The following is a 17,902-nucleotide window of genomic DNA, read 5'->3' as shown; positions in this document are numbered from 1 at the left end:
GCCTCACCCGTCCCCCGGCCCTCGGACCGTGCTCAGGGTCTCCAGCAACGCCGCCAGTGCGTCCTCCGGCAGGCCCTCCGTCTCCGCACCCGGCGCGGCCCCTTCGTGGGGGATGCCGCTCGCCTCGCGGACGGCGTACGACAGCCAGGAGTCCGTGCCCGGCACCTCCAGTGCGACCACCACGCCCGCGTCCCTGCGCCGCCGCGGCCGCCCGTCGCCGCCCTTGCCCGCGGCCTTGTCGGCGAACCACTTCGGGCACTCGTCCACCGCGCGCAGCCACCGCTCCCCGGGCACCGGCTCCCAAGCCGCCGACGTCCCCTCGGCGTAGCCCTGGGTCAGCACCTGCACGGCCCGCACCCGCCCCGCGACCTCAGGCCACTCGGCACCGTGCGTCTCGACCGAGAGCAGCCCGACCCGGCGTATCGGGTCCCCCAACCGCGGACCGTCCGCCTCGCCCTCGTCGTCGTCCTCGTCACGCCCGCCCAGGGCCACCATGAGGCCGGTCTTGTCCCGCACGATCCGCACACCGTCCCAGTCCTCCACCACCCCGACGACCTTGGTGAGCTGGTCGTGCCAGCCGCCGCCCAGCACCGCGTCGGCGTCCACGATCATCATCGGCCAGCTCACCTCGTCCCCCACCGAGAACGGCGTACCGCAGCACTCCATCTGCCAGTCCTCGTAGAACACATGCCAGAGCCCCATGTCCCCCACCTTCTCCGGAACCAGTGACCGGCCGCGAGACGTTTTCCCCGTACGCCCGGTACGGTCGGGCAGTCCCAGCCAGTCCCCACTTGCGCACGAGAGTCCAGGGAGCCCCATGACCAGCACCGCCATCCGCCGCAGCGACCGGCGGGTCAGTCCCGTCTTCGTCGGGATCCTCGCTGTCACGGCGGTGACAGGCTGGGCCACCTGGACCGGGTTCGCCGAGCAGCCCGGTGTGGCCGTGTTCCTGTTCGTAACCGCCGCGTGGATCGTCTCACTCTGTCTGCACGAGTACGCGCACGCCCGCACGGCCCTGCACAGCGGCGACATCACTGTGGGCGCGAAGGGGTACCTGAGCCTCAATCCTCTCGCCTACACGCACGCCCTGCTCAGCATCGTGCTCCCCGTAATCTTCGTGATCATGGGCGGCATCGGTCTACCGGGCGGTGCCGTCTTCATCGAGCGCGGGCGGATCCGGGGGCGGTGGCGGCACAGTCTGATCTCGGCGGCGGGTCCGCTGACGAACGTCCTGTTCGCGATCATCTGCACGGCCCCGTTCTGGCTGGACGCGCTGGACGGCGTGCCGCGGGACTTCCGGTTCGCGCTGGCCTTCCTCGCGCTGCTCCAGGTGACCGCCGCGATCCTGAACTTCCTGCCGGTGCCCGGCCTGGACGGCTACGGCGTGCTCGAGCCCTGGCTGTCGTACAACATCAAGCGCCAGGTGGAGCCGTTCGCGCCCTTCGGGCTGCTGTTCGTGTTCGCGCTGCTGTGGGTGCCGTCCATCAACGGCGCGTTCTTCGACGTGGTCGACACGATCCTGCGCGGTCTCGGGATCAGTGACTTCGAGACGTACTGCGGTCAGGACCTGTACCGCTTCTGGCAGGGCTCGAACGAGTTCTGCGCGGTCAGCTCGTGACGGACTTCCGAGCCGCCCGGTCCCGCTTCAGGTAGTACCAGCACATGTTGGAGGACAGGCCCGCGAGCAGCACCCACACGATCCCCAGGAAGCTGCCCTGCACGAAGGAGACGACCGCCGCGGCCACGGCGAGGACGCAGACGACAAGGGCGTAGAGGGCGAGGCGGGGCATGTCGATGGGCTCCTGTCGGGGGACACTGCTTGTGCCGACCAGTGTCCCCCATCCACTCATACGTCCGTGACGCGGAGTCCCGCGTGCGCCTTGTACCGGCGGTTCACCGAGATCAGGTTGGCGACCAGCGACTCGACCTGGTGGGCGTTGCGCAGCCGGCCCGCGAAGACACCACGCATCCCCGGGATACGGCCGGCGAGGGCCTGGACGATCTCGACGTCAGCCCGGACCTCGCCGAGGACCATCACGTCGGTATCGATCTCGTCGATCTCCGGGTCCTGGAGCAGCACGGCGGACAGATGGTGGAAGGCCGCGGTGACCCGGGAGTCCGGCAGCAGGGCGGCGGCCTGCTCGGCGGCGCTGCCCTCCTCGGGCTTCAGGGCGTAGGCGCCCTTCTTGTCGAAGCCGAGCGGGTTGACGCAGTCGACGACCAGCTTGCCGGCCAGTTCCTCGCGCAGGGACTCCAGCGTCTTGCCGTGTCCGTCCCACGGCACGGCGACGATCACGATGTCGCTGCGCCGCGCGGTCTCGGCGTTGTCGGCGCCCTCGACGCCGTACCCGAGTTCCTCGCCGGCGGCCTGCGCGCGCTCCGCGGCCCGCGAGCCGATGATCACCTTCTGGCCTGCCCTGGCGAGCCGGTAGGCGAGGCCCTTGCCCTGCGGCCCGGTCCCGCCGAGTACGCCGACGACGAGCCCGGAGACGTCGGGGAGGTCCCACGGGTCCTTGGCGGGGGCCTTCGCGGGGGTCTGTGCAGCACTGTCGGTAGTGGTCATGGGCCGACTTTACGTCCGCCCCGGCCGGCCCTGACGGTCAGGTGAGCCGCGTCACGGGCACCCGCAGGAAGGTGATCGTCTCGTAGGGGCCGAAGTCACCGGTCTCGTAGAGGAGTCCGACGGTGCCGGCGTCGATCCGTACCAGGTCGGAGTACGCGGCGGGCAGACCGTCGACCGTGAACGACGGGCGCCAGGTGCTGCCGCCGTCGGTGGAGGCGCGGATCGTCATCAGGGCGCGGGCGGTGGGGTCGGCGGGGCCGGAGTAGAGGAGCAGGTCGGGGTCGCGGAGCTGGAGGACACTGGCCTGGCAGACGGGGGCGGGCAGTGAGGCCTGCGGACGGAAGGGTTTCACCAGTGTCTTCCCACCGTCCTTCGAGTGGGCGTCGGCGCGGTTGCCGGGTGACAGGGAGGGCGGGCGGGAACTACCAGTGTCGTTACGCGTGTTGAAGTAGACGCGGCCGTCGGGGAGTTCGGCGGCGGTGGTCTCGTTGACGTTGACGTAGCCGTCGGTGTTCTCGTCGACGTAGCCGATCGACCAGGTGGCGCCGCGGTCGTCGCTGAGCAGGCAGTGGCCGCTGTTGTAGCCGGCCTCGGTGCCGTCGTCGGTGCCGGTGGGCGGGATCGTGTGGTTGGCGGGGACGACGACGCGGCCGGTGCGCAACTGGATCGCATGGCCGGGGGTGGTGGCGTACCACCGCCATCCCGCCCGTTTCACCTGCGCGGTGATCTCCCTCGAACTCGACCAGGTGAGGCCGTCGTCGTCGCTGTGACGCACCCAGATCCGGCGGCCGTCGGCATCGCTCACCTCGCCGCGGAGGATGGCGTCCTCGGTGGCGGTGGCGGTGGAGCGGATGTAGACGAGCAGGATGCGGCCGGTGTCGAGGACGACGGGGGCGGGGTTGCCGGCGAGGTGCCTGCCGTTGTCTGCGGCGACGGCCATGGGGCCCCAGGTACGGCCGCCGTCCGTGGACCGCTTCAGCACGATGTCGATGTGGCCGTGGTCGCGGGCCGATTCGACGCGACCTTCGCAAAAGGCGAGCACGGTGCCCTGTTGGCTGGTGACCACGGCCGGGATCCGGAAGCTCGCGTAGCCCTCACGGCCGGCGTGGAAGGGGACGCTGCTGTCTGCCATGGCGGTCCCCTTGCCCAAGTTGGGCGAATTCGGGGTGAACTCCGGGTCACGAGTGGTCGGTTGCGGCAGGATGCGGTCACATGGATGCCGTACGTGTCGCCTTGCTGCGTGAAGTGCTCGCCGGGACCGAGTGGCTGGGGGCCACGCGGAGGTTCGCCGGGGCGCTGCGGGGGTCGGTGGTGTCGCACGGGGGCGGTCTGCTGCTGGTCGGCACGCCGTCGTACGAGCCGTGGCATCTGGCGGCGCATCTGGTGGACGAGGCCGCGTGGTCCGGTACGCCGGAGTTGGCGCCGACTCTGGTACGGCACGACGCGCGTCCCTCGGACCCCGCTCATCTGGCCGTCGGTCTGGGGAGGCTGGCGGCGGCACGGCGGGGCGAGACGCTGCTGGTGGTTTCACCGGACGGCCCGGGGACTCCCCTCCTGGAACGGGTGCACGATGCCCGGCGGGCCGGGGCGACGGTGCTGGCGCTCGGGGCCGGGAACGGGGACCTGGCCTCGATGGCGCACGAGTCTCTGGCGGTACCGGAGGGGACGGACCTGGACCTGGACACGGTGCAGCACTTGGTGAGCGCGGCGACGGGGGAGAACTCCTTGCCGGCACCAAGGGGTCGACGCCGTGTCCGGGACAGGCTCGCAAGCCTGGCGGACACCTTGACAGCACCGCCACCGGCGCCTTGGTGACTACCTTTGCCCAACCGCCCACCCGACTCGCTCGGGATCCTGCCTTCGGCAGAGGGGCCAACAGCCGGCTGCGCCTCGCGGGAGGCCGCCTGCGGCCAGAAAAGCTGCTGTCGTACTCGGTCGGCCCGCAGCTCGGACAGACCAGGGTGGGCGGCGTCGCCGCCTGGAAGGGCGTACGGACGTCCGTGTGGTCGGGCGGGCTGTTGTGCGTGGGCGCGGTGGGGCTGCTGGCGCTGTGCCTGCCGAAGCCGATGACGTACGACGTGCGGACGAACGAACACGCGCTGCGGCAGCGGGAACAGCGGGCGGCGGCAGCCGCACCCACCCCGGCCTGATCAGTCCTCGTCCGACGCGCCGCTCGTCGGCGCGTCGTGCCAGCGCGGGTCGTTCTCCCACTCCAGGTTGCGTTCGCGGGCGAGCGACATGGCGTGCTCGGCCTCCTTGCGGGTGGCGTACGGGCCGAACCGGTCCTTGGCCGGGCACTCGGGGCCCTCCTCGACCTTCTTGTGGACCAGGCAGTAGTACCACTCGCCGGGCTTCCCGACCGTCCGCTTCTTGAACAGGGCCATGACAGGCTCCTTTCGCTCGCCACGGACATGGTCCCCCACGCCCGCTGGTTAGACTCGCTGGCATGTCTGGCCAGTCGCTGCTCGTACCAGGGGAGCTGTCTCCCACCCGTTCCGTACCCGGAAACATCCGTCGTCCCGAGTACGTCGGCAAGCCCGCACCCACGCCGTACACCGGACCGGAGGTGCAGACTCCCGAGACGATCGAGGCGATGCGCCACGCCGGCCGGATCGCCGCGCAGGCGATGGCGGAGGCCGCGAAGCTGATCGCGCCGGGTGTCACCACCGACGAGCTGGACAAGGTGGCGCACGACTACATGTGCGACCACGGCGCCTACCCGTCGACGCTCGGCTACCGGGGCTTCCCGAAGTCCCTGTGCACCAGTGTCAACGAGGTGATCTGCCACGGGATTCCGGACTCCACGGTCCTGCGGGACGGCGACATCATCAACCTCGACGTGACGGCGTACGTCGGCGGGGTGCACGGCGACAACAACGCGACGTACCTCGTCGGGGACGTCGACGAGGAGAGCCGTCTGCTGGTGGAGCGGACCCGGGAGTCCCTCAACCGCGCGATCAAGGCGGTCAGGCCGGGCCGGCAGATCAACATCATCGGCCGGGTCATCGAGTCGTACGCGAAGCGGTTCGGCTACGGCGTGGTCCGCGACTTCACCGGGCACGGCATCAACTCGTCCTTCCACTCGGGCCTGATCATCCCGCACTACGACAGCCCGCACGCGACGACGGTCATCCAGCCCGGCATGACCTTCACCATCGAGCCGATGCTGACGCTCGGGACGCACGAGTACGACATGTGGGACGACGGCTGGACGGTCGTCACGAAGGACCGGAAGCGGACGGCACAGTTCGAGCACACGCTGGTGGTGACGGAGACGGGCGCGGAGATCCTCACGCTGCCGTAACCCCGCCCCGACCACACCCCACCCATGGCCCGCTCTCTTCGGAGGGCGGGCTTTTCGCATGTGGCAGCATCGCGGATTCCGAGTACCGTTTTACCGACAGAGGGTCGGCAAAGGCGTTGACTTAGGTAAGCCTAACCATAGAAAATCTGGTTCATGGACTCGTTCTCGACACTCATCCGCACCGCGTCCCACGAGCAGCACGTGGAGGCGGAGACCTCGACGTTCATGAGCGACCTGCTCGGCGGCAAGCTGGGCGTGGCGGCGTACGCGCGGTACACCGAGCAGCTGTGGTTCGTGTACGAGGCGCTGGAGGCCGGGGCCGAGCGGCTGGCGTCGGATCCGGTGGCCGGGCCCTTCATCCAGCCGGAGCTGTTCCGGCTCGCGCCGCTGGAGCGGGACCTGGCGCATCTGCGGGGTCCGGAGTGGCGGTCCACCCTCACCGCGCTGCCCGCCACGCGCGCGTACGCGGACCGGGTGCGCGAGTGTGCCGCGCGGTGGCCGGCCGGATACATCGCCCACCACTACACCCGCTACCTCGGCGACCTCTCCGGCGGCCAGATCATCCGCGACAAGGCGGAGAAGACATGGGGCTTCGCGAAGAAGGGCGACGGCGTCCGCTTCTACGTCTTCGAGGAGATCACCAACCCGGCCGCGTTCAAGCGGGGTTACCGGGAACTGCTGGACGCGGTGCGCGCGGACGACCTGGAGAAGCAGCGGATCGTCGCCGAGTGCAAGAAGGCGTTCGCCCTGAACACCGCGGTCCTGCGGGCACTGGGCGAGGAGTTCCCGCTGAGCGCCTGACCGACGACGGCTAGGGGGTGTTTCGAAAGTCCTGTGCGGTGCCCGCGGTGTCCGGTGCGTGCTCTCGGCGCGCCGGACGAAAGCCCTCGTACTGGACGTACTTGGGCTTTTGGCCGGTGCGGCGAGTGGGGGCACCTCCCACGCCCTTAAGGCAGTGGCGGAGCGTGCCGGGCGTCGCGACGGGGCGAATGTCGCCTGTTGGGGCACTAGCGCTCCAGGAACACGCGCCCGCCGACCTCCACCCAACCCCCCGGCTGCGGCGCCGTGAGGATCTGCGAGCCCGCTCCCTGCGTGATGTTGAGAGCCCGCCCCAGCCGGTCCGTGAGCAGCAGCGCCGCCGCGCCCGTCGCCTCGTCCTCCTCCATGCCGTCGTCGCGGCCGGGGAAGGCGCGGGCGCGGATCCGGCCGGCGGGCTCGTCCTCCCACGCCCAGGCGTAGATCCACTCCCCCGGCGGCGGCACGTCCAGATCATCGACCTCGGCGGCCTTCGCGTACTGGCGGAGCGTGCGCGGCGGTGCCCACTCCGGGCGTGCCTCGATCCAGCTGAACTCGCCGTCCAGGCGGGCGCCCACGATCCCGGCGGGTGTGACCAGTTCGGGTACGTCGAGCAGCCAGGCCGTGCCGACGCAGGGGTGGCCGGCGAACGGGAGGCGCAGGGTCGGGGTGTAGATGTCGATGACGCCGCGCTCGGGGTCGTCCACGAACACGGTCTCGCTGAAGCCGAGTTTGGCGGCCAGGGTCTGGCGGTCCGCCGGGTCGGGCAGGACGGAGCCCTCGCGGACGACGCCGAGTTCGTTGCCGTATCCGCCGGTCGGGCCGCAGAAGACGCGCAGCACGTCGTAGTCAGTCACGGGGGCATTCAAGCATCGCGCGGTCGGTGAGGTCGTCCCAGGTGGCGGGTCCGCCGGGGACACGCGATGGTCGGTTCGCTGCCACCACCTCGTCTGAGCCACCCGGCACCCCGTCCAACCCCTCCCGCCCCCGCCACCCCCGGTGACGTACTCGCCGAAGCCGAAGACCTCCACGTCCGCCTCGGCCCCCGTACCGTCCTCCGCGGAGTGTCCGTCACCGTCCGTGCCGGCGAGGTGCTTGCCCTCGTCGGGCCCAACGGCGCGGGCAAGTCCACCCTTCTCAACGCCCTCGCCGCCGACCTCCCGCCCGTCGGCGGGGTCGTCCGCGTCCACGGCCGCCCCGCCACGGAGTGGTCCGCACCCGAACTCGCCCTGCGCCGCGCGGTGCTGCCGCAGGCGGCGACGCTGTCCTTCCCCTTCCCGGTGGAGGAGGTCGTACGGATGGGCAGGGCGCCGCACGCCACCTCGCCCGCGGAGGACGACGTGGCCGTCGCCGAGGCGATGGCCGCGACCGAGGTGACCGCCTTCGCCGTACGGCAGTTCGCCGCGCTCAGCGGCGGCGAGCGGGCCCGCGTCGCGCTCGCCCGGGTGCTCGCCCAGCGCACCCCCCTGCTGCTGCTCGACGAGCCGACCGCCGCCCTGGACCTCAAGCACCAGGAGCTGGTGCTGCGGTTGTGCCGGGAGCGGGCGCGGGCCGGGGACGCGGTGGTTGTCGTCCTGCACGATCTGGGGCTCGCGGCGGCGTACGCGCACCGGGTCGCGATCCTGAGTGCCGGCCGGGTCGCCGCCGACGGGCCGCCGGCTGAGGTTTTCTCCGAGGGACTGCTCTCGGAGGTCTACGACCAGCCCGTGGAGGTGCTGCCGCATCCGCGGACGGGAGCGGCCCTGGTGACCCCAAGACGCGACCTTTGACCCGCCTTTGACTTCCCGATGGCATCCATTTTTGGCCACCGTAACCGGCTCGTGCTCATACAGCGTCCATGAGAGGTGGATCACTATATCGCCGGGTATCGCTCAGGAAATCCTTGGGTAAGTTAGGCGAGCCTCACCTTACGCGAGGACCGTCACGCGTACTTTTCGGCCATCCTTGGAGCCCGCATGCGAGCCGCCAGACTCTCCGCCCTCACCGCCACCGCCGCCGTGGCGGCTCTGACCGCAGTCACCGGCTGCACCGAGAAGGGCGGCGGCACGGCGGGCGGTGACGGGACGATCAGCGTGACCGCCACGGACGACAAGTGCGAGGTGTCGAAGAAGGAATTCCCGGCCGGGCACATCGAACTCGCCATTCGGGAAGTTCGGGCTGGCCGACCGGCGGCCCGAAGCGCTCGTAGAGCTGCCGAAGTTCTCCGGCGACAACCTCGACAAGAACCGCAGCGGCGGCGACCTGTGCGTCCAGGCCTGCGCTGACGACCCGCAGGTCGCCGTGCACGCGATCCGCCAGCTGGCCCGCATCGGGTTCGGCAAGGTCGTCATCCGCTGGTCGCAGCTCGGCTTCGGCAAGACGTCCTCGACGACGCCGGAGGAGCAGACCCCGCGCAACCTGATGGGCTTCAAGGACGGCACCCGCAACATCGCGGGCACCGAGACGGACCGGCTGAAGAAGTTCGTGTGGGTGGACGAGAAGGAGGGGCCGGCCTGGATGGCCGGCGGCTCCTACCTCGTCGCCCGGCGTATCCGCATGCACATCGAGACCTGGGACCGCACCTCGCTGCAGGAGCAGGAGGACATCTTCGGCCGCGACAAGGGCGAGGGAGCCCCGGTCGGCAAGGCCAAGGAGCGCGACGAACCGTTCCTGAAGGCGATGAAGCCCGACGCGCACGTCCGGCTCGCGCACCCCGACTCCAACGACGGGGCGACAATCCTGCGCCGCGGCTACTCCTTCACCGACGGCACCGACGGCCTGGGCCGGCTGGACGCGGGCCTGTTCTTCCTGGCGTACCAGAAGGACGTCCGCAAGGGCTTCATCCCGATCCAGCGGAACCTCGCCCTCGACACGCTCAACGAGTACATCCAGCACGTGGGTTCGGCGATATTCGCGGTCCCGCCCGGCGTCCGCGACCAGGACGACTGGTGGGGCCGGGCGCTGTTCTCCGAGGAGGCGTAGGCGCATGTTCGCGAACTATCTGATCGGGCTGCGCGAGGGGCTGGAGGCCGGCCTCGTCGTCTGCATCCTCGTCGCCTACCTGGTGAAGACGGAGCGCAGGGACGCGCTGAAGCCGGTCTGGACCGGCATCGGGGTGGCGGCCGCGCTCGCGCTCGGGTTCGGCTGCGCGCTCGAATTCGGCTCGCAGGAGCTGACGTTCGAGGCACAGGAGGCGCTCGGCGGCACGCTGTCCATCCTGGCGGTCGGCCTGGTGACGTGGATGGTGTTCTGGATGCGGCGCACCGCCCGGCACCTGAAGGCCGAGCTGCACGGCAGGCTGGACGCCGCCCTGCAGATCGGCACGGGCGCCCTGGTCGCCACCGCGTTCCTCGCGGTCGGCCGGGAGGGCCTGGAGACGGCCCTGTTCGTGTGGACGTCGGTGCGCGCGGCCGGTGACGGCAGTACAACCCCCGTCATCGGCGCCGGACTTGGCCTGGCCACGGCGGTGTTCCTGGGCTGGCTGTTCTACCGGGGTGCCCTGCGGATCAACCTGGCCAGGTTCTTCACCTGGACCGGCGGCATGCTGGTCGTCGTGGCGGCGGGTGTGCTGGCGTACGGCTTCCACGATCTCCAGGAGGCCGACTGGCTGCCGGGCCTGACGGACCGGGCGTTCGACATCAGCGGCACCGTCCCGCCGGACAGCTGGTACGGCACCTTGCTGAAGGGCATCTTCAACTTCCAGCCGGATCCGACGGTCCTCCAGGTCACGGTGTGGCTGCTGTACCTGATCCCGACGCTCACCGTGTTCCTCCTGCCGGTAGGGTTCGCCTCCGGGAAGGGGAAGGTGAAGGGACCTGATGAGCAGGGATCGCGGCCCTCGAAGGCTCCGCAGGCTTGACCGGAGCGTACTGATAGCAGCCTCGTTGACCGCTTTGTCGTTGACGGCGAGCGGATGCGTGGTGGTCCACGGGGAGCGGGAAGTGCTGCCCTCGGCCACCAAGTCCGAGGCGGCCAAAGCACTCCAGCAGTTCACCACCGCGTACAACGCGGCGGACAAGGCCTACGACAGTTCCCTGGACGCCGACTTCATCACGGGCGCGTTCGGCGACATCGACGAGGCGCGGCTGAAGGCGGGCCGGGCCAACAACCCCGACGGCAACCCGGCGCACACGCCGCTGAAGCTGTCGGACGCCAAGTACACGATTCCCAAGAAGGCGGGCTGGCCACGCTGGTTCGTCGCCGACACCGCCGCCAACAAGGGCAGCACGGCACGCTGGGTGTTCGTGTTCACGCGGAACAGCCTGGCCGAGCCGTGGGAGGCGGCGTATCTGACGCTGCTGGCCCCGGACAAGGTGCCGCGGTTCAAGACGGACAAGGACGGCTGGGCCGAGGCCGTGCCCACGAACTCGACCGAACTGGCCATAGCACCGGGCGACTTGAGCGAGGACTACGCGGGCTACCTGAAGGACGGCGGGACCGCCTTCGCGGACGGCACCCACACCAGCGCCTGGCGCGCGGAGCGGCAGAAGGAGTCCAAGAAGCCGGGCCTGGCCACGCAGTACCTCGACGACCCGCTCACCAGCGGCGACTACCTCCCGCTGGCGTTGCGCACCACGGACGGCGGCGCGCTGGTGTTCTTCACCACGCACCACTACGAGAAGCAGACGGCGGCGCCCGGTACGACGATCCCGACGACCGCGGCCGTGCAGGCGCTGACGTCCGGCGAGATCAAGCAGTCACTGACGATGGAGTTCGTGTCGAACGAGGTGGCCCTGGACCCCCCGAAAGGTTCGGGGAAGGTGTCGGTCATCGGACGCATCCAGGGCCTCACGTCGGCGAAGGGCGACTAGGGCCTGTCCGGCAAATCAGGTCGCAGGGAATCGGCGGTGTCTGATCAGCGCAGGTGAGCGGGGGCGATGGAGGTCCCCCCGCTCGAGCGAACTCGAGAGTGGGGGAGTCGGCGACCGACGACAACGCGGCAGATGTGCGTGCCAGACCCCGCGTCTGCGGCATGATCCGCCGGACAAGCCCTGGGGTCGGGCCGGCCGGCGCGGGGTTCAGCGGCGCAGGGGCCAGGCCGCGGAGGTGTGGTCGGGCTCCTGGCCCGCGTGCCGGGCGCAGGCGTCGGTGAGGACCTCGAGGAGGGTCAGCGGGTCGGGCAGCGGGTGTTCGAGGCCGCGTACCCAGTGCACGCTCTGGCCGTCGCCGGGGAGCTGTGCGGGCGGGACCAGGACGTAGGACCCGCGGCAGTGCCAGCGCAGTCCCGGGTGCTCGTCCATGGTCTCGGGGTGGCAGTCCAGTTCGCAGGGCCACCACTCGTCCTCGTCCTCGGGGGTGCCGCGGGTGAGGGTGAAGAAGAGGAGCCGGCCGTCGTCGCTCTCGGCGACCGGGCCGACCTCGATGCCGACGGCGAGCAGCCGCTCCAGGGCCTCGCGGCCCGCTTCGAGGGGGACGTCGAGGACGTCGTGGATCATGCCGGTCGCGGTGATGAAGTTGGCCTGCGGCTGGTGGCGGGCCCAGCGCTCGATCTGGCCGCGGTCGGTGGTGGACTGCGTCTGCCAGGCGAACGACACGGGGTGCCGGGCCGGGGTGGGACATCCCACCCGGTCACAGGAGCAGCGGTAGCCGGCCGGGTACGCGGCGGGTGCGAGCGGCAGGCCGACGGCGGCGGCGGCGAGCAGCAGGGCCTCACGGCCGTCGCTGTCAGCGGCGGTGTCCTTGGGGCGGCGGCCGCGCAGCCACTGGGAGATTCTGCCCTGCAGGCCGGTCCGGTCGCCGAACTCCGCGCTCATCTATCCCCTCGCCTCGCTGTCGTGCGGAACAGCATGCCCTATGGTCCCACCATCCTGCGCTCCGGGGGGCCAGAGCCGACAACCGGGGTAGCTGGGACGAGGCGTACGCGGCACCGGGATCGAGTGTCATTGCGCACTTTGTAGTGATTTACACCCCTACCGTGGTCGCCATGGTCACATGGATCGCGGTGACGGGCCTGGCTGCTTCCATGGCATGGGCGGCTTCGGTGGTCCCCCCGGTTCCGCTGGAGTGGGGCGCGGGCCCGCTGACGGTGGACGCGCTCCCCCGCGTCACCTATGTCGCCCATCGCGGCGGGGCGCGCGAGGTTCCCGAGAACAGCATGTCGGGCCTGATGGCCACCTACGCGCGCGGTACGGCGCAGGTACTGGACTTCGACACCCGGCTGCTGCGCGACGGCACGGTGGTCGTGATGCACGACGAGACGCTGAACCGGACGACGTACCTGGGCGGTGCGGTGCGCGGGCTCGACCGGCGGGAGTGGCAGGGCGTGCGGCTGCGGCCGAGGGCGGCGCTGCCCGGGAGCTGGCGGTCGGAGCGGCCACCGACGGTGGCCGAGGTGCTGGACCGGTTCGGCGGGCGGATCGTGCTGACGCTGGAGGCGAAGGACCCGCGGAGTGTGGGGCCGCTGGCGCGGCTGATCCGGGCGCGAGGGCTCGCCCGGTCGGTCTTCGTGAACTCCAACGACCCCGAGGTCGCGCGCCGGGTGCACGGCCTGGGCCTGCTGAGCCAGCTGTGGCGCTCGGCCCGGCAGCTGCGCACGGACCGGCCCGAGCGGTGGCGGTCGTACGTGGACCTCCTGGACGTCGACCACAGGGCGCGCGACCAGGATCTGCTGCGGGCCGTCCGCTCCGGGATCCCCCGGGTGTGGGCGCACACGGTGCTGACCTCCGCCCAGCGGGACCGGGCGCTGGCGCTGGGCTGCGACGGGATCATCACGGACGCGCCGGGCAGGCTCGCCCGGGCGGCTCAGCGGGGTGCGAGGCCGTGGAGGGCGTAGTCGACGAGGGTGTCGGTGTACTCGTACGAGATCGGGCCCGTGTGCTGGAGCCAGCGCTGGGCCAGCGGTGAGACGAAGAGTTCGAGGGCGATGCGCGGGTCGATCTCGGGGCGGACCTGGCCGGCGTCCTGGGCGGCGCGCAGCCGGTCGACGTAGAGCTGGAGCGAGGGTTCGAGGAGCTTGGTGACGAATCTGCGGCCGAGTTCCTCGTCGACCAGGCCCTCGGCGGCGAGGGCGCGGGACGGTGCCTCGAAGCGGGGGTCCTTGAGCTCGTCGACGGTGGCGCGGAGTACGGCCTTGAGGTCGGCGGCGAGGTCGCCGGTGTCGGGGATGGTGTACGGCTGCTGGCCGGCATCCTGGGCCGCCTGAGCGCTGAGGTCGAAGAAGGCCTCCATGAGGACGTCCGCCTTCGACGACCACCACCGGTAGATGGTCTGCTTGCCGACGCCGGCGCGGGCGGCGATGCCCTCGATGGTGGTCCTGGGGTAGCCGACCTCCGCGACGAGGGCGAGGGCGGCGTCGTAGATGGCGCGGCGGGACTTCTCGCTGCGGCGGGCGGTGTCGGGGGGCCGCTTGTCGGGGGCGGACTGCTTGGGCATGGGTCGACGGTAGCAGGACGGTGAGACGGCGCGTCTCGCCGGACGGGTGGGCGGGCGCGGGTGCTAGGGGGTGTTTCGAAAGTCCTGTGCGGTGCCCGCGGTGTCCGGTGCGTGCTCTCGGCGCGCCGGACGAAAGCCCTCGTACTGGACGTACTTGGGCTTTTGGCCGGTGCGGCGAGTGGGGCACCTCCCACGCCCTTAAGGCAGTGGGGGAGCGTGCCGGGCGTCGCGACGGGGCGAATGTCGCCTGTTGGGGCACTAGAGGAGCGGCGGCCAGGGGTCGCCCCAGTCCGCGTCGCGGGCCGCCTTGTACAGGTCGCCGTGGCGTTTGGTGACCGTCGTGCGGCGCAGCTGTTCGTCGGTCTCGCACAGGTCGAGGAGGACCTGGCCCTTGCGGATCTGGGGGCGGCGGACGACGCGGGCGGCGGCCGGGGTGGCCGGGCGGCGGGTGGCGGCGACGTAGCTGAACTTCTCGTCCTCGTAGGCGAGGGAGCCGCCCTTGACCTGGCGGTGCAGGGAGGAACGGCTGACGCGCGCCGAGAAGTGGCACCAGTCCGTGCCGGGGGCGATCGGGCAGGCGGCGCTGTGCGGGCAGGGGGCGGCGATACGGAAGCCCGCCGCGATGAGGTGGTCGCGGGCCTCGATGACGCGGGTGTAGCCGTCCGGGGTACCGGGTTCGACGATCACGACGGTCTGGGCCGCGGCGGCGACGGTCGTGAGGAGCGCGGTGCGGTCGGGGGCGGTGAGTTCGTTGAGGACGTAGGAGATGGTGGCGAGGTCGGTGGGGGCGAGGGTGAGGGCCGGCCCGATGCGGGAGCGCTGCCAGTGGGCGTCGTGCAGGGCCGGGTTGGCGGCGGCGATCTCCTTGCCGAGGGCGAGTGCGGGTTCGGCCCAGTCGAGCACGGTGACGGGGCGGGTGCCGGGCCAGGTGGCGGTGACGGCCCACGTCGCGGCGCCGGTGCCGCCGCCGATGTCGGTGTGGCCGGCGGGTACCCAGTCGGGGGTGGCCTCGGCGAGGGCCTCCAGCGCGGAGGCCGTTGCCTGGAACGTGGCCGGCATGCGGTAGGCGGCGTAGGCGGCTACGTCGGCTCGGTCGCGGAGGATGGGGGCGTGGGTGGGGGTCGCACCGCGGTAGTTGGCGATCAGCCGGTCGACTGCCTGTGCTGCCTGTCGGGGTGGCAGGTTGGTGAGGAGGGCGGCGAGACTACTGCGCAGGGCGTCCGCCGGGGGTACGGGGTCATTCACCCGGCGATTCTATGTTTCGCGGGTGCTGGCGCGGGCGCCGCCGGGGGCTCCGCCCTCAGAGGTTGCCGTCGTCACCTCTGTCCCAAGCGAGTCGGTGGGTGGGCATAGGCCGGGGGTCCAGGGGGCGGAGCCCCCTGGACGGCCCACGCCGCTAGCGTCCCCGTACCGCCCTCGCCACCCTCGTCCCCACCGCCGCCCTCGGCCCGCTGTCCGGCGTCCGTCGTCTCGGGTGCACCGTGTTCGCCAGCAGGATCACGAACGTGTCCGTCGCCGGGTCCAGGACCAGCGAGGTGCCGGTGAAGCCCGTGTGGCCCGCCGCTCCCCGCCCCGCCAGCTCCCCCATGAACCACGGCGCGTCGATCGCGAAGCCCAGACCCGGCGGGGTCAGCAGCAGTTCCGCGACGTCGGGGCCCAGGATGCGCGCCGGACCGTACGCGCCGCCGGACAGCAGTGCCCGGCAGAAGACCGCCAGGTCACCGGCCGTCGAGAACAGGCCCGCGTGACCGGCCACCCCGCCCAGCGCCCACGCGTTCTCGTCGTGGACCACACCCCGCAGCATCCCCCGGTCCGCCTTGCCCCACGGACGTCGCTGGTCCTCCGTGGCCGCCGCGTCGGGGCACGGGCCGAAGCGGGTGGACGTCATGCCGAGGGGGCGGGTGATGCCGTCGTGGATCAGGGCGTCGAGGGTGCGGCCGGTGAGGCGTTCCAGGACGTGCTGGATCAGGAGGAGGTTCAGGTCGGAGTAGCAGTACGTGCCGGGGACGCCGACCGGGGCCTCCGCGCGCAGCCGCTCCAGGCGTTCCGCGGCGTCGGTGCAGTCGTACAGGGGGAGTTCGGGGCGTAGGCCCGAGGTGTGGGTGAGGAGTTGCCGTACCGTCACGTCGTGCCGGGCGGCCGCACCGAAGTCCGGCAGGTACGCGCCCACCCTCGCGTCCACGCCCAGCGTGCCGCGTTCGATCTGCTGCACCGCGGCGACCGAGGTGAACAGCTTGGTGAGGGAGGCCAGGTCGAAGGGGGTGTCCGTGGTCATCGGCACCCGGTCGGCGGGCGGTAGCTCCACGCCCGTGTCCGTCTCCGGGGCGTAGGCCGCATACCGCACCGCCCAGCCCGCCGCCTCCTCCACGGCGAGATACGGCCCCCGTCCGACGACCAGGACGGTGCCCGCCGCCCAGGGGCGGTCGCCGTCGGTGAGGTCCCGGACCTCGTGGACGAGGTGACGGATCTCCTCGGGGTCGAGTCCGGCCCGTTCCGGTGTGTCCCTGCGCAGTCTCGGCGCGCTCAGCTCTCTACTCCCTCCGCGCTCGCACGCTTGTTCCAGGGACGGCACATTCCCACGAAGCAGCCCAGTGCCACCAGTGCGGCCGCCAGTTGGACGACGGCCATCGGGACGGCGGTGTCCTCCCCGGCGATCCCGACCAGCGGCGAGGCGACCGCGCCGATCAGGAAGGACGAGGTGCCGAGCAGCGCGGACGCGGACCCGGCACCGTGCTTGGTGCGCATCAGGGCGAGGGACTGGGCGTTGGGCAGGGCGACGCCCATCGCCGACATCAGGACGAACAGGGCGGCGGCGACCGGCACCAGTCCGGCCTCGCCGAAGACGTCCAGGGACATCAGCAGGAGTGCGGTCGCCGCCGCGATGACGACGGCCAGGCCCACGGCCAGCACCCGGTCCAGGCTGACCCGGCCCACCAGCAGTTTTCCGTTGATCTGGCCCACGACCACCAGCCCGACCGAGTTGAGCCCGAACAGGAGGCTGAAGGTCTGCGGGGAGGCTCCGTAGATCTCCTGGATCACGAACGGGGACGCGGCTATGTACGCGAACAGCGTGGCGAAGGCGAACCCGCCCGCGAGCATGTAGCCGGAGAAGGCCCGGTCGGCGAGCAGGTCGCGCATCGCGCGCAGGGCCTCGCCGACGCCGCCGCCGTGGCGTTCGGCGGGCGGGAGGGTCTCCGGGAGCTTCGCCCACACCAGCCCGCCGAGCAGGACCCCCACGACGGTCAGGACCACGAACACGCCCCGCCAGTCCGTCACCCGCAGGATCTGCCCGCCGATGAGCGGCGCGATGATCGGGGCGACCCCGCCGATCAGCATGAGGGTGGAGAAGAAGCGGGCCATGGCCACGCCGTCGTACAGGTCGCGTACGACGGCCCGCGCGATGACGATCGCGGCCGCGCCCGCGAGGCCCTGCGCCAGCCGGAAGGCGACCAGGAGCTCGATGGTCGGGGCGAGCGCGCACAGTACGGTCGCGACGACGTAGAGCGCCAGGCCCGCGAGCAGCGGGCGCCGGCGGCCCCACCGGTCGCTCATCGGGCCGACGACCAGTTGCCCGGCCGCCATGCCGGCCAGGCAGGCGGTGAGGGTGAGCTGGACGGTCGCGGCGGGGGCGTGCAGGGACTCGGTGACCTCCGGGAGGGACGGGAGGTACATGTCCATCGCCAGCGGGGGTGTCGCGGTCAGGCCGCCGAGGACGAGGGTGACCAGCAGGCCGGTGCGGCGGAGGGAGCCGGTGGGGGGTTCCGTTGTCGGTACGGCTGTCTGCGACACGTTCGTTGCCGGTGCCCCGCGCTCGGGCATGTGCCCCTCCCTCTCCGAGTAATCCGCCACCTATGCTCTCAGGTCGTACATGGTGCCGTAGATCGCATGAG

General features: G+C 71.3%; 19 protein-coding genes and 3 pseudogenes. 11 read left to right on the top strand and 11 right to left on the bottom strand.

Translation table 11 applies throughout. The annotated features are described in order from the left end of the window. Positions 1–3 precede the first annotated feature (3 nt). Positions 4–702 (bottom strand): DUF6578 domain-containing protein, encoded by a 699-nt coding sequence (locus AQJ91_RS00400; protein WP_067014447.1) that lies wholly within the window; start codon positions 700–702, stop codon positions 4–6. A gap of 115 nt (positions 703–817) precedes the next feature. Between AQJ91_RS00400 and AQJ91_RS00395 the strand changes: the two genes are divergently transcribed. Beyond that, positions 818–1,618, top strand: a complete 801-nt coding sequence (locus tag AQJ91_RS00395) for a site-2 protease family protein (protein WP_067014444.1) — start codon at positions 818–820, stop codon at positions 1,616–1,618. Here the strand turns inward: AQJ91_RS00395 and AQJ91_RS00390 are convergent. From AQJ91_RS00390 to AQJ91_RS00380, 3 genes are read right to left on the bottom strand one after another with little or no spacing between them, the layout of a single operon-like run. Next, positions 1,608–1,790: a hypothetical protein gene (locus AQJ91_RS00390; protein ID WP_067014441.1), complete on the bottom strand. Its 183-nt coding sequence runs from the start codon at positions 1,788–1,790 to the stop codon at positions 1,608–1,610. The two genes, AQJ91_RS00395 and AQJ91_RS00390, sit on opposite strands and share 11 nt — an antisense overlap. Before the next feature lie 56 nt (positions 1,791–1,846). After that, complete coding sequence (gene npdG, locus AQJ91_RS00385) at positions 1,847–2,563, bottom strand: NADPH-dependent F420 reductase (protein ID WP_067014438.1); 717 nt, start codon at positions 2,561–2,563, stop codon at positions 1,847–1,849. A 37-nt stretch (positions 2,564–2,600) separates the two neighbouring features. Then, entirely contained in the window at positions 2,601–3,695 is a 1,095-nt protein-coding gene (locus AQJ91_RS00380) for a sialidase family protein (protein WP_067014434.1), read from the bottom strand. 80 nt (positions 3,696–3,775) lie between these two features. Here AQJ91_RS00380 and AQJ91_RS00375 point away from each other — a divergent pair, with 80 nt between their 5' ends. After that, a complete protein-coding gene (locus AQJ91_RS00375; RefSeq protein ID WP_067014431.1) occupies positions 3,776–4,378 on the top strand; it encodes a MurR/RpiR family transcriptional regulator in 603 nt (200 codons plus the stop codon). Positions 4,379–4,461: 83 nt separating this feature from the next. Then, positions 4,462–4,713, top strand: a pseudogene (locus AQJ91_RS00370) (MFS transporter); the annotation flags it as partial. Here the strand turns inward: AQJ91_RS00370 and AQJ91_RS00365 are convergent. Next, on the bottom strand, positions 4,714–4,947 hold the full coding sequence (locus AQJ91_RS00365; protein ID WP_067014425.1) for a hypothetical protein: 234 nt from the start codon (positions 4,945–4,947) through the stop codon (positions 4,714–4,716). Between the two features lie 62 nt (positions 4,948–5,009). Between AQJ91_RS00365 and map the strand changes: the two genes are divergently transcribed. Together map and AQJ91_RS00355 are read left to right on the top strand one after the other, a co-directional pair. Then, a complete protein-coding gene (gene map, locus AQJ91_RS00360; protein ID WP_067014422.1) occupies positions 5,010–5,867 on the top strand; it encodes a type I methionyl aminopeptidase in 858 nt (285 codons plus the stop codon). Positions 5,868–6,020: 153 nt separating this feature from the next. Next, a complete protein-coding gene (locus AQJ91_RS00355) occupies positions 6,021–6,668 on the top strand; it encodes a biliverdin-producing heme oxygenase (protein ID WP_067014419.1) in 648 nt (215 codons plus the stop codon). A 206-nt stretch (positions 6,669–6,874) separates the two neighbouring features. On the opposite strand, the gene AQJ91_RS00350 is transcribed toward AQJ91_RS00355, so the two are convergent. Continuing rightward, complete coding sequence (locus AQJ91_RS00350; RefSeq protein WP_067014416.1) at positions 6,875–7,519, bottom strand: PhzF family phenazine biosynthesis protein; 645 nt, start codon at positions 7,517–7,519, stop codon at positions 6,875–6,877. Between the two features lie 66 nt (positions 7,520–7,585). Between AQJ91_RS00350 and AQJ91_RS00345 the strand changes: the two genes are divergently transcribed. The 5 genes and pseudogenes from AQJ91_RS00345 (at position 7,586) to AQJ91_RS00325 (ending at position 11,452) form a co-directional block, all read left to right on the top strand. Continuing rightward, positions 7,586–8,431, top strand: a complete 846-nt coding sequence (locus AQJ91_RS00345) for a heme ABC transporter ATP-binding protein (RefSeq protein WP_067014413.1) — start codon at positions 7,586–7,588, stop codon at positions 8,429–8,431. Between the two features lie 186 nt (positions 8,432–8,617). Next, positions 8,618–8,806: pseudogene (locus AQJ91_RS48520) on the top strand (iron uptake system protein EfeO); the annotation flags it as partial. Continuing rightward, a pseudogene (locus AQJ91_RS00335) lies at positions 8,799–9,623 on the top strand (Dyp-type peroxidase); the annotation flags it as partial. The pseudogenes AQJ91_RS48520 and AQJ91_RS00335, both read left to right, overlap by 8 nt. A gap of 4 nt (positions 9,624–9,627) precedes the next feature. After that, positions 9,628–10,500: an iron uptake transporter permease EfeU gene (efeU, locus tag AQJ91_RS00330; RefSeq protein WP_067014407.1), complete on the top strand. Its 873-nt coding sequence runs from the start codon at positions 9,628–9,630 to the stop codon at positions 10,498–10,500. Next, positions 10,460–11,452 carry an SCO2278 family lipoprotein gene (locus tag AQJ91_RS00325; RefSeq protein WP_079084600.1) on the top strand — a complete coding sequence of 331 codons (993 nt, stop codon included), beginning with the start codon at positions 10,460–10,462 and terminating at the stop codon, positions 11,450–11,452. The genes efeU and AQJ91_RS00325 overlap by 41 nt, the downstream gene beginning before the upstream one ends. Before the next feature lie 207 nt (positions 11,453–11,659). Here the strand turns inward: AQJ91_RS00325 and AQJ91_RS00320 are convergent, their stop codons facing one another. Then, positions 11,660–12,394: a bifunctional DNA primase/polymerase gene (locus AQJ91_RS00320; RefSeq protein WP_067014401.1), complete on the bottom strand. Its 735-nt coding sequence runs from the start codon at positions 12,392–12,394 to the stop codon at positions 11,660–11,662. Between the two features lie 170 nt (positions 12,395–12,564). On the opposite strand from AQJ91_RS00320, the gene AQJ91_RS00315 reads away from it, so the two are divergent. Beyond that, on the top strand, positions 12,565–13,413 hold the full coding sequence (locus AQJ91_RS00315) for a glycerophosphodiester phosphodiesterase (RefSeq protein ID WP_067015996.1): 849 nt from the start codon (positions 12,565–12,567) through the stop codon (positions 13,411–13,413). Here the strand turns inward: AQJ91_RS00315 and AQJ91_RS00310 are convergent. The 4 genes from AQJ91_RS00310 to AQJ91_RS00295 all read right to left on the bottom strand — a co-directional run bounded on the left by AQJ91_RS00310 (position 13,383) and on the right by AQJ91_RS00295 (position 17,831). Further along, the gene (locus AQJ91_RS00310; RefSeq protein WP_067014398.1) at positions 13,383–14,012 is read right to left on the bottom strand and encodes a TetR/AcrR family transcriptional regulator; all 630 of its coding nucleotides are present in this window, start codon (positions 14,010–14,012) and stop codon (positions 13,383–13,385) included. The genes AQJ91_RS00315 and AQJ91_RS00310 overlap by 31 nt on opposite strands. Positions 14,013–14,270: 258 nt before the next feature. Beyond that, entirely contained in the window at positions 14,271–15,257 is a 987-nt protein-coding gene (locus tag AQJ91_RS00305) for a small ribosomal subunit Rsm22 family protein (RefSeq protein WP_067014395.1), read from the bottom strand. 151 nt (positions 15,258–15,408) lie between these two features. Further along, entirely contained in the window at positions 15,409–16,584 is a 1,176-nt protein-coding gene (locus AQJ91_RS00300; RefSeq protein ID WP_107122304.1) for a serine hydrolase domain-containing protein, read from the bottom strand. Then, entirely contained in the window at positions 16,536–17,831 is a 1,296-nt protein-coding gene (locus AQJ91_RS00295; protein WP_067014392.1) for a multidrug effflux MFS transporter, read from the bottom strand. The genes AQJ91_RS00300 and AQJ91_RS00295 overlap by 49 nt, the downstream gene beginning before the upstream one ends. Between the last annotated feature and the right edge of the window lie 71 nt (positions 17,832–17,902).

This window comes from Streptomyces dysideae, from assembly GCF_001514305.1.
In the GTDB taxonomy this organism is placed as follows: Bacteria; Actinomycetota; Actinomycetes; order Streptomycetales; family Streptomycetaceae; genus Streptomyces; species Streptomyces dysideae.
The sequence above is the reverse complement of the archived record's forward strand: the minus strand, read 5'-3'. Positions and strand labels throughout refer to the sequence as shown.

Bases quoted from the DNA above. Each gene is read 5' to 3' on its own strand.
- AQJ91_RS00400 (WP_067014447.1), bottom strand. From the start codon at position 702: ATGGGGCTCTGGCATGTGTTCTACGAGGACTGGCAGATGGAGTGCTGC.
- AQJ91_RS00395 (WP_067014444.1), top strand. From the start codon at position 818: ATGACCAGCACCGCCATCCGCCGCAGCGACCGGCGGGTCAGTCCCGTC.
- AQJ91_RS00390 (WP_067014441.1), bottom strand. From the start codon at position 1,790: ATGCCCCGCCTCGCCCTCTACGCCCTTGTCGTCTGCGTCCTCGCCGTG.
- npdG (WP_067014438.1), bottom strand. From the start codon at position 2,563: ATGACCACTACCGACAGTGCTGCACAGACCCCCGCGAAGGCCCCCGCC.
- AQJ91_RS00380 (WP_067014434.1), bottom strand. From the start codon at position 3,695: ATGGCAGACAGCAGCGTCCCCTTCCACGCCGGCCGTGAGGGCTACGCG.
- AQJ91_RS00375 (WP_067014431.1), top strand. From the start codon at position 3,776: ATGGATGCCGTACGTGTCGCCTTGCTGCGTGAAGTGCTCGCCGGGACC.
- AQJ91_RS00365 (WP_067014425.1), bottom strand. From the start codon at position 4,947: ATGGCCCTGTTCAAGAAGCGGACGGTCGGGAAGCCCGGCGAGTGGTAC.
- map (WP_067014422.1), top strand. From the start codon at position 5,010: ATGTCTGGCCAGTCGCTGCTCGTACCAGGGGAGCTGTCTCCCACCCGT.
- AQJ91_RS00355 (WP_067014419.1), top strand. From the start codon at position 6,021: ATGGACTCGTTCTCGACACTCATCCGCACCGCGTCCCACGAGCAGCAC.
- AQJ91_RS00345 (WP_067014413.1), top strand. From the start codon at position 7,586: ATGGTCGGTTCGCTGCCACCACCTCGTCTGAGCCACCCGGCACCCCGT.
- efeU (WP_067014407.1), top strand. From the start codon at position 9,628: ATGTTCGCGAACTATCTGATCGGGCTGCGCGAGGGGCTGGAGGCCGGC.
- AQJ91_RS00325 (WP_079084600.1), top strand. From the start codon at position 10,460: ATGAGCAGGGATCGCGGCCCTCGAAGGCTCCGCAGGCTTGACCGGAGC.
- AQJ91_RS00320 (WP_067014401.1), bottom strand. From the start codon at position 12,394: ATGAGCGCGGAGTTCGGCGACCGGACCGGCCTGCAGGGCAGAATCTCC.
- AQJ91_RS00315 (WP_067015996.1), top strand. From the start codon at position 12,565: ATGGTCACATGGATCGCGGTGACGGGCCTGGCTGCTTCCATGGCATGG.
- AQJ91_RS00310 (WP_067014398.1), bottom strand. From the start codon at position 14,012: ATGCCCAAGCAGTCCGCCCCCGACAAGCGGCCCCCCGACACCGCCCGC.
- AQJ91_RS00295 (WP_067014392.1), bottom strand. From the start codon at position 17,831: ATGCCCGAGCGCGGGGCACCGGCAACGAACGTGTCGCAGACAGCCGTA.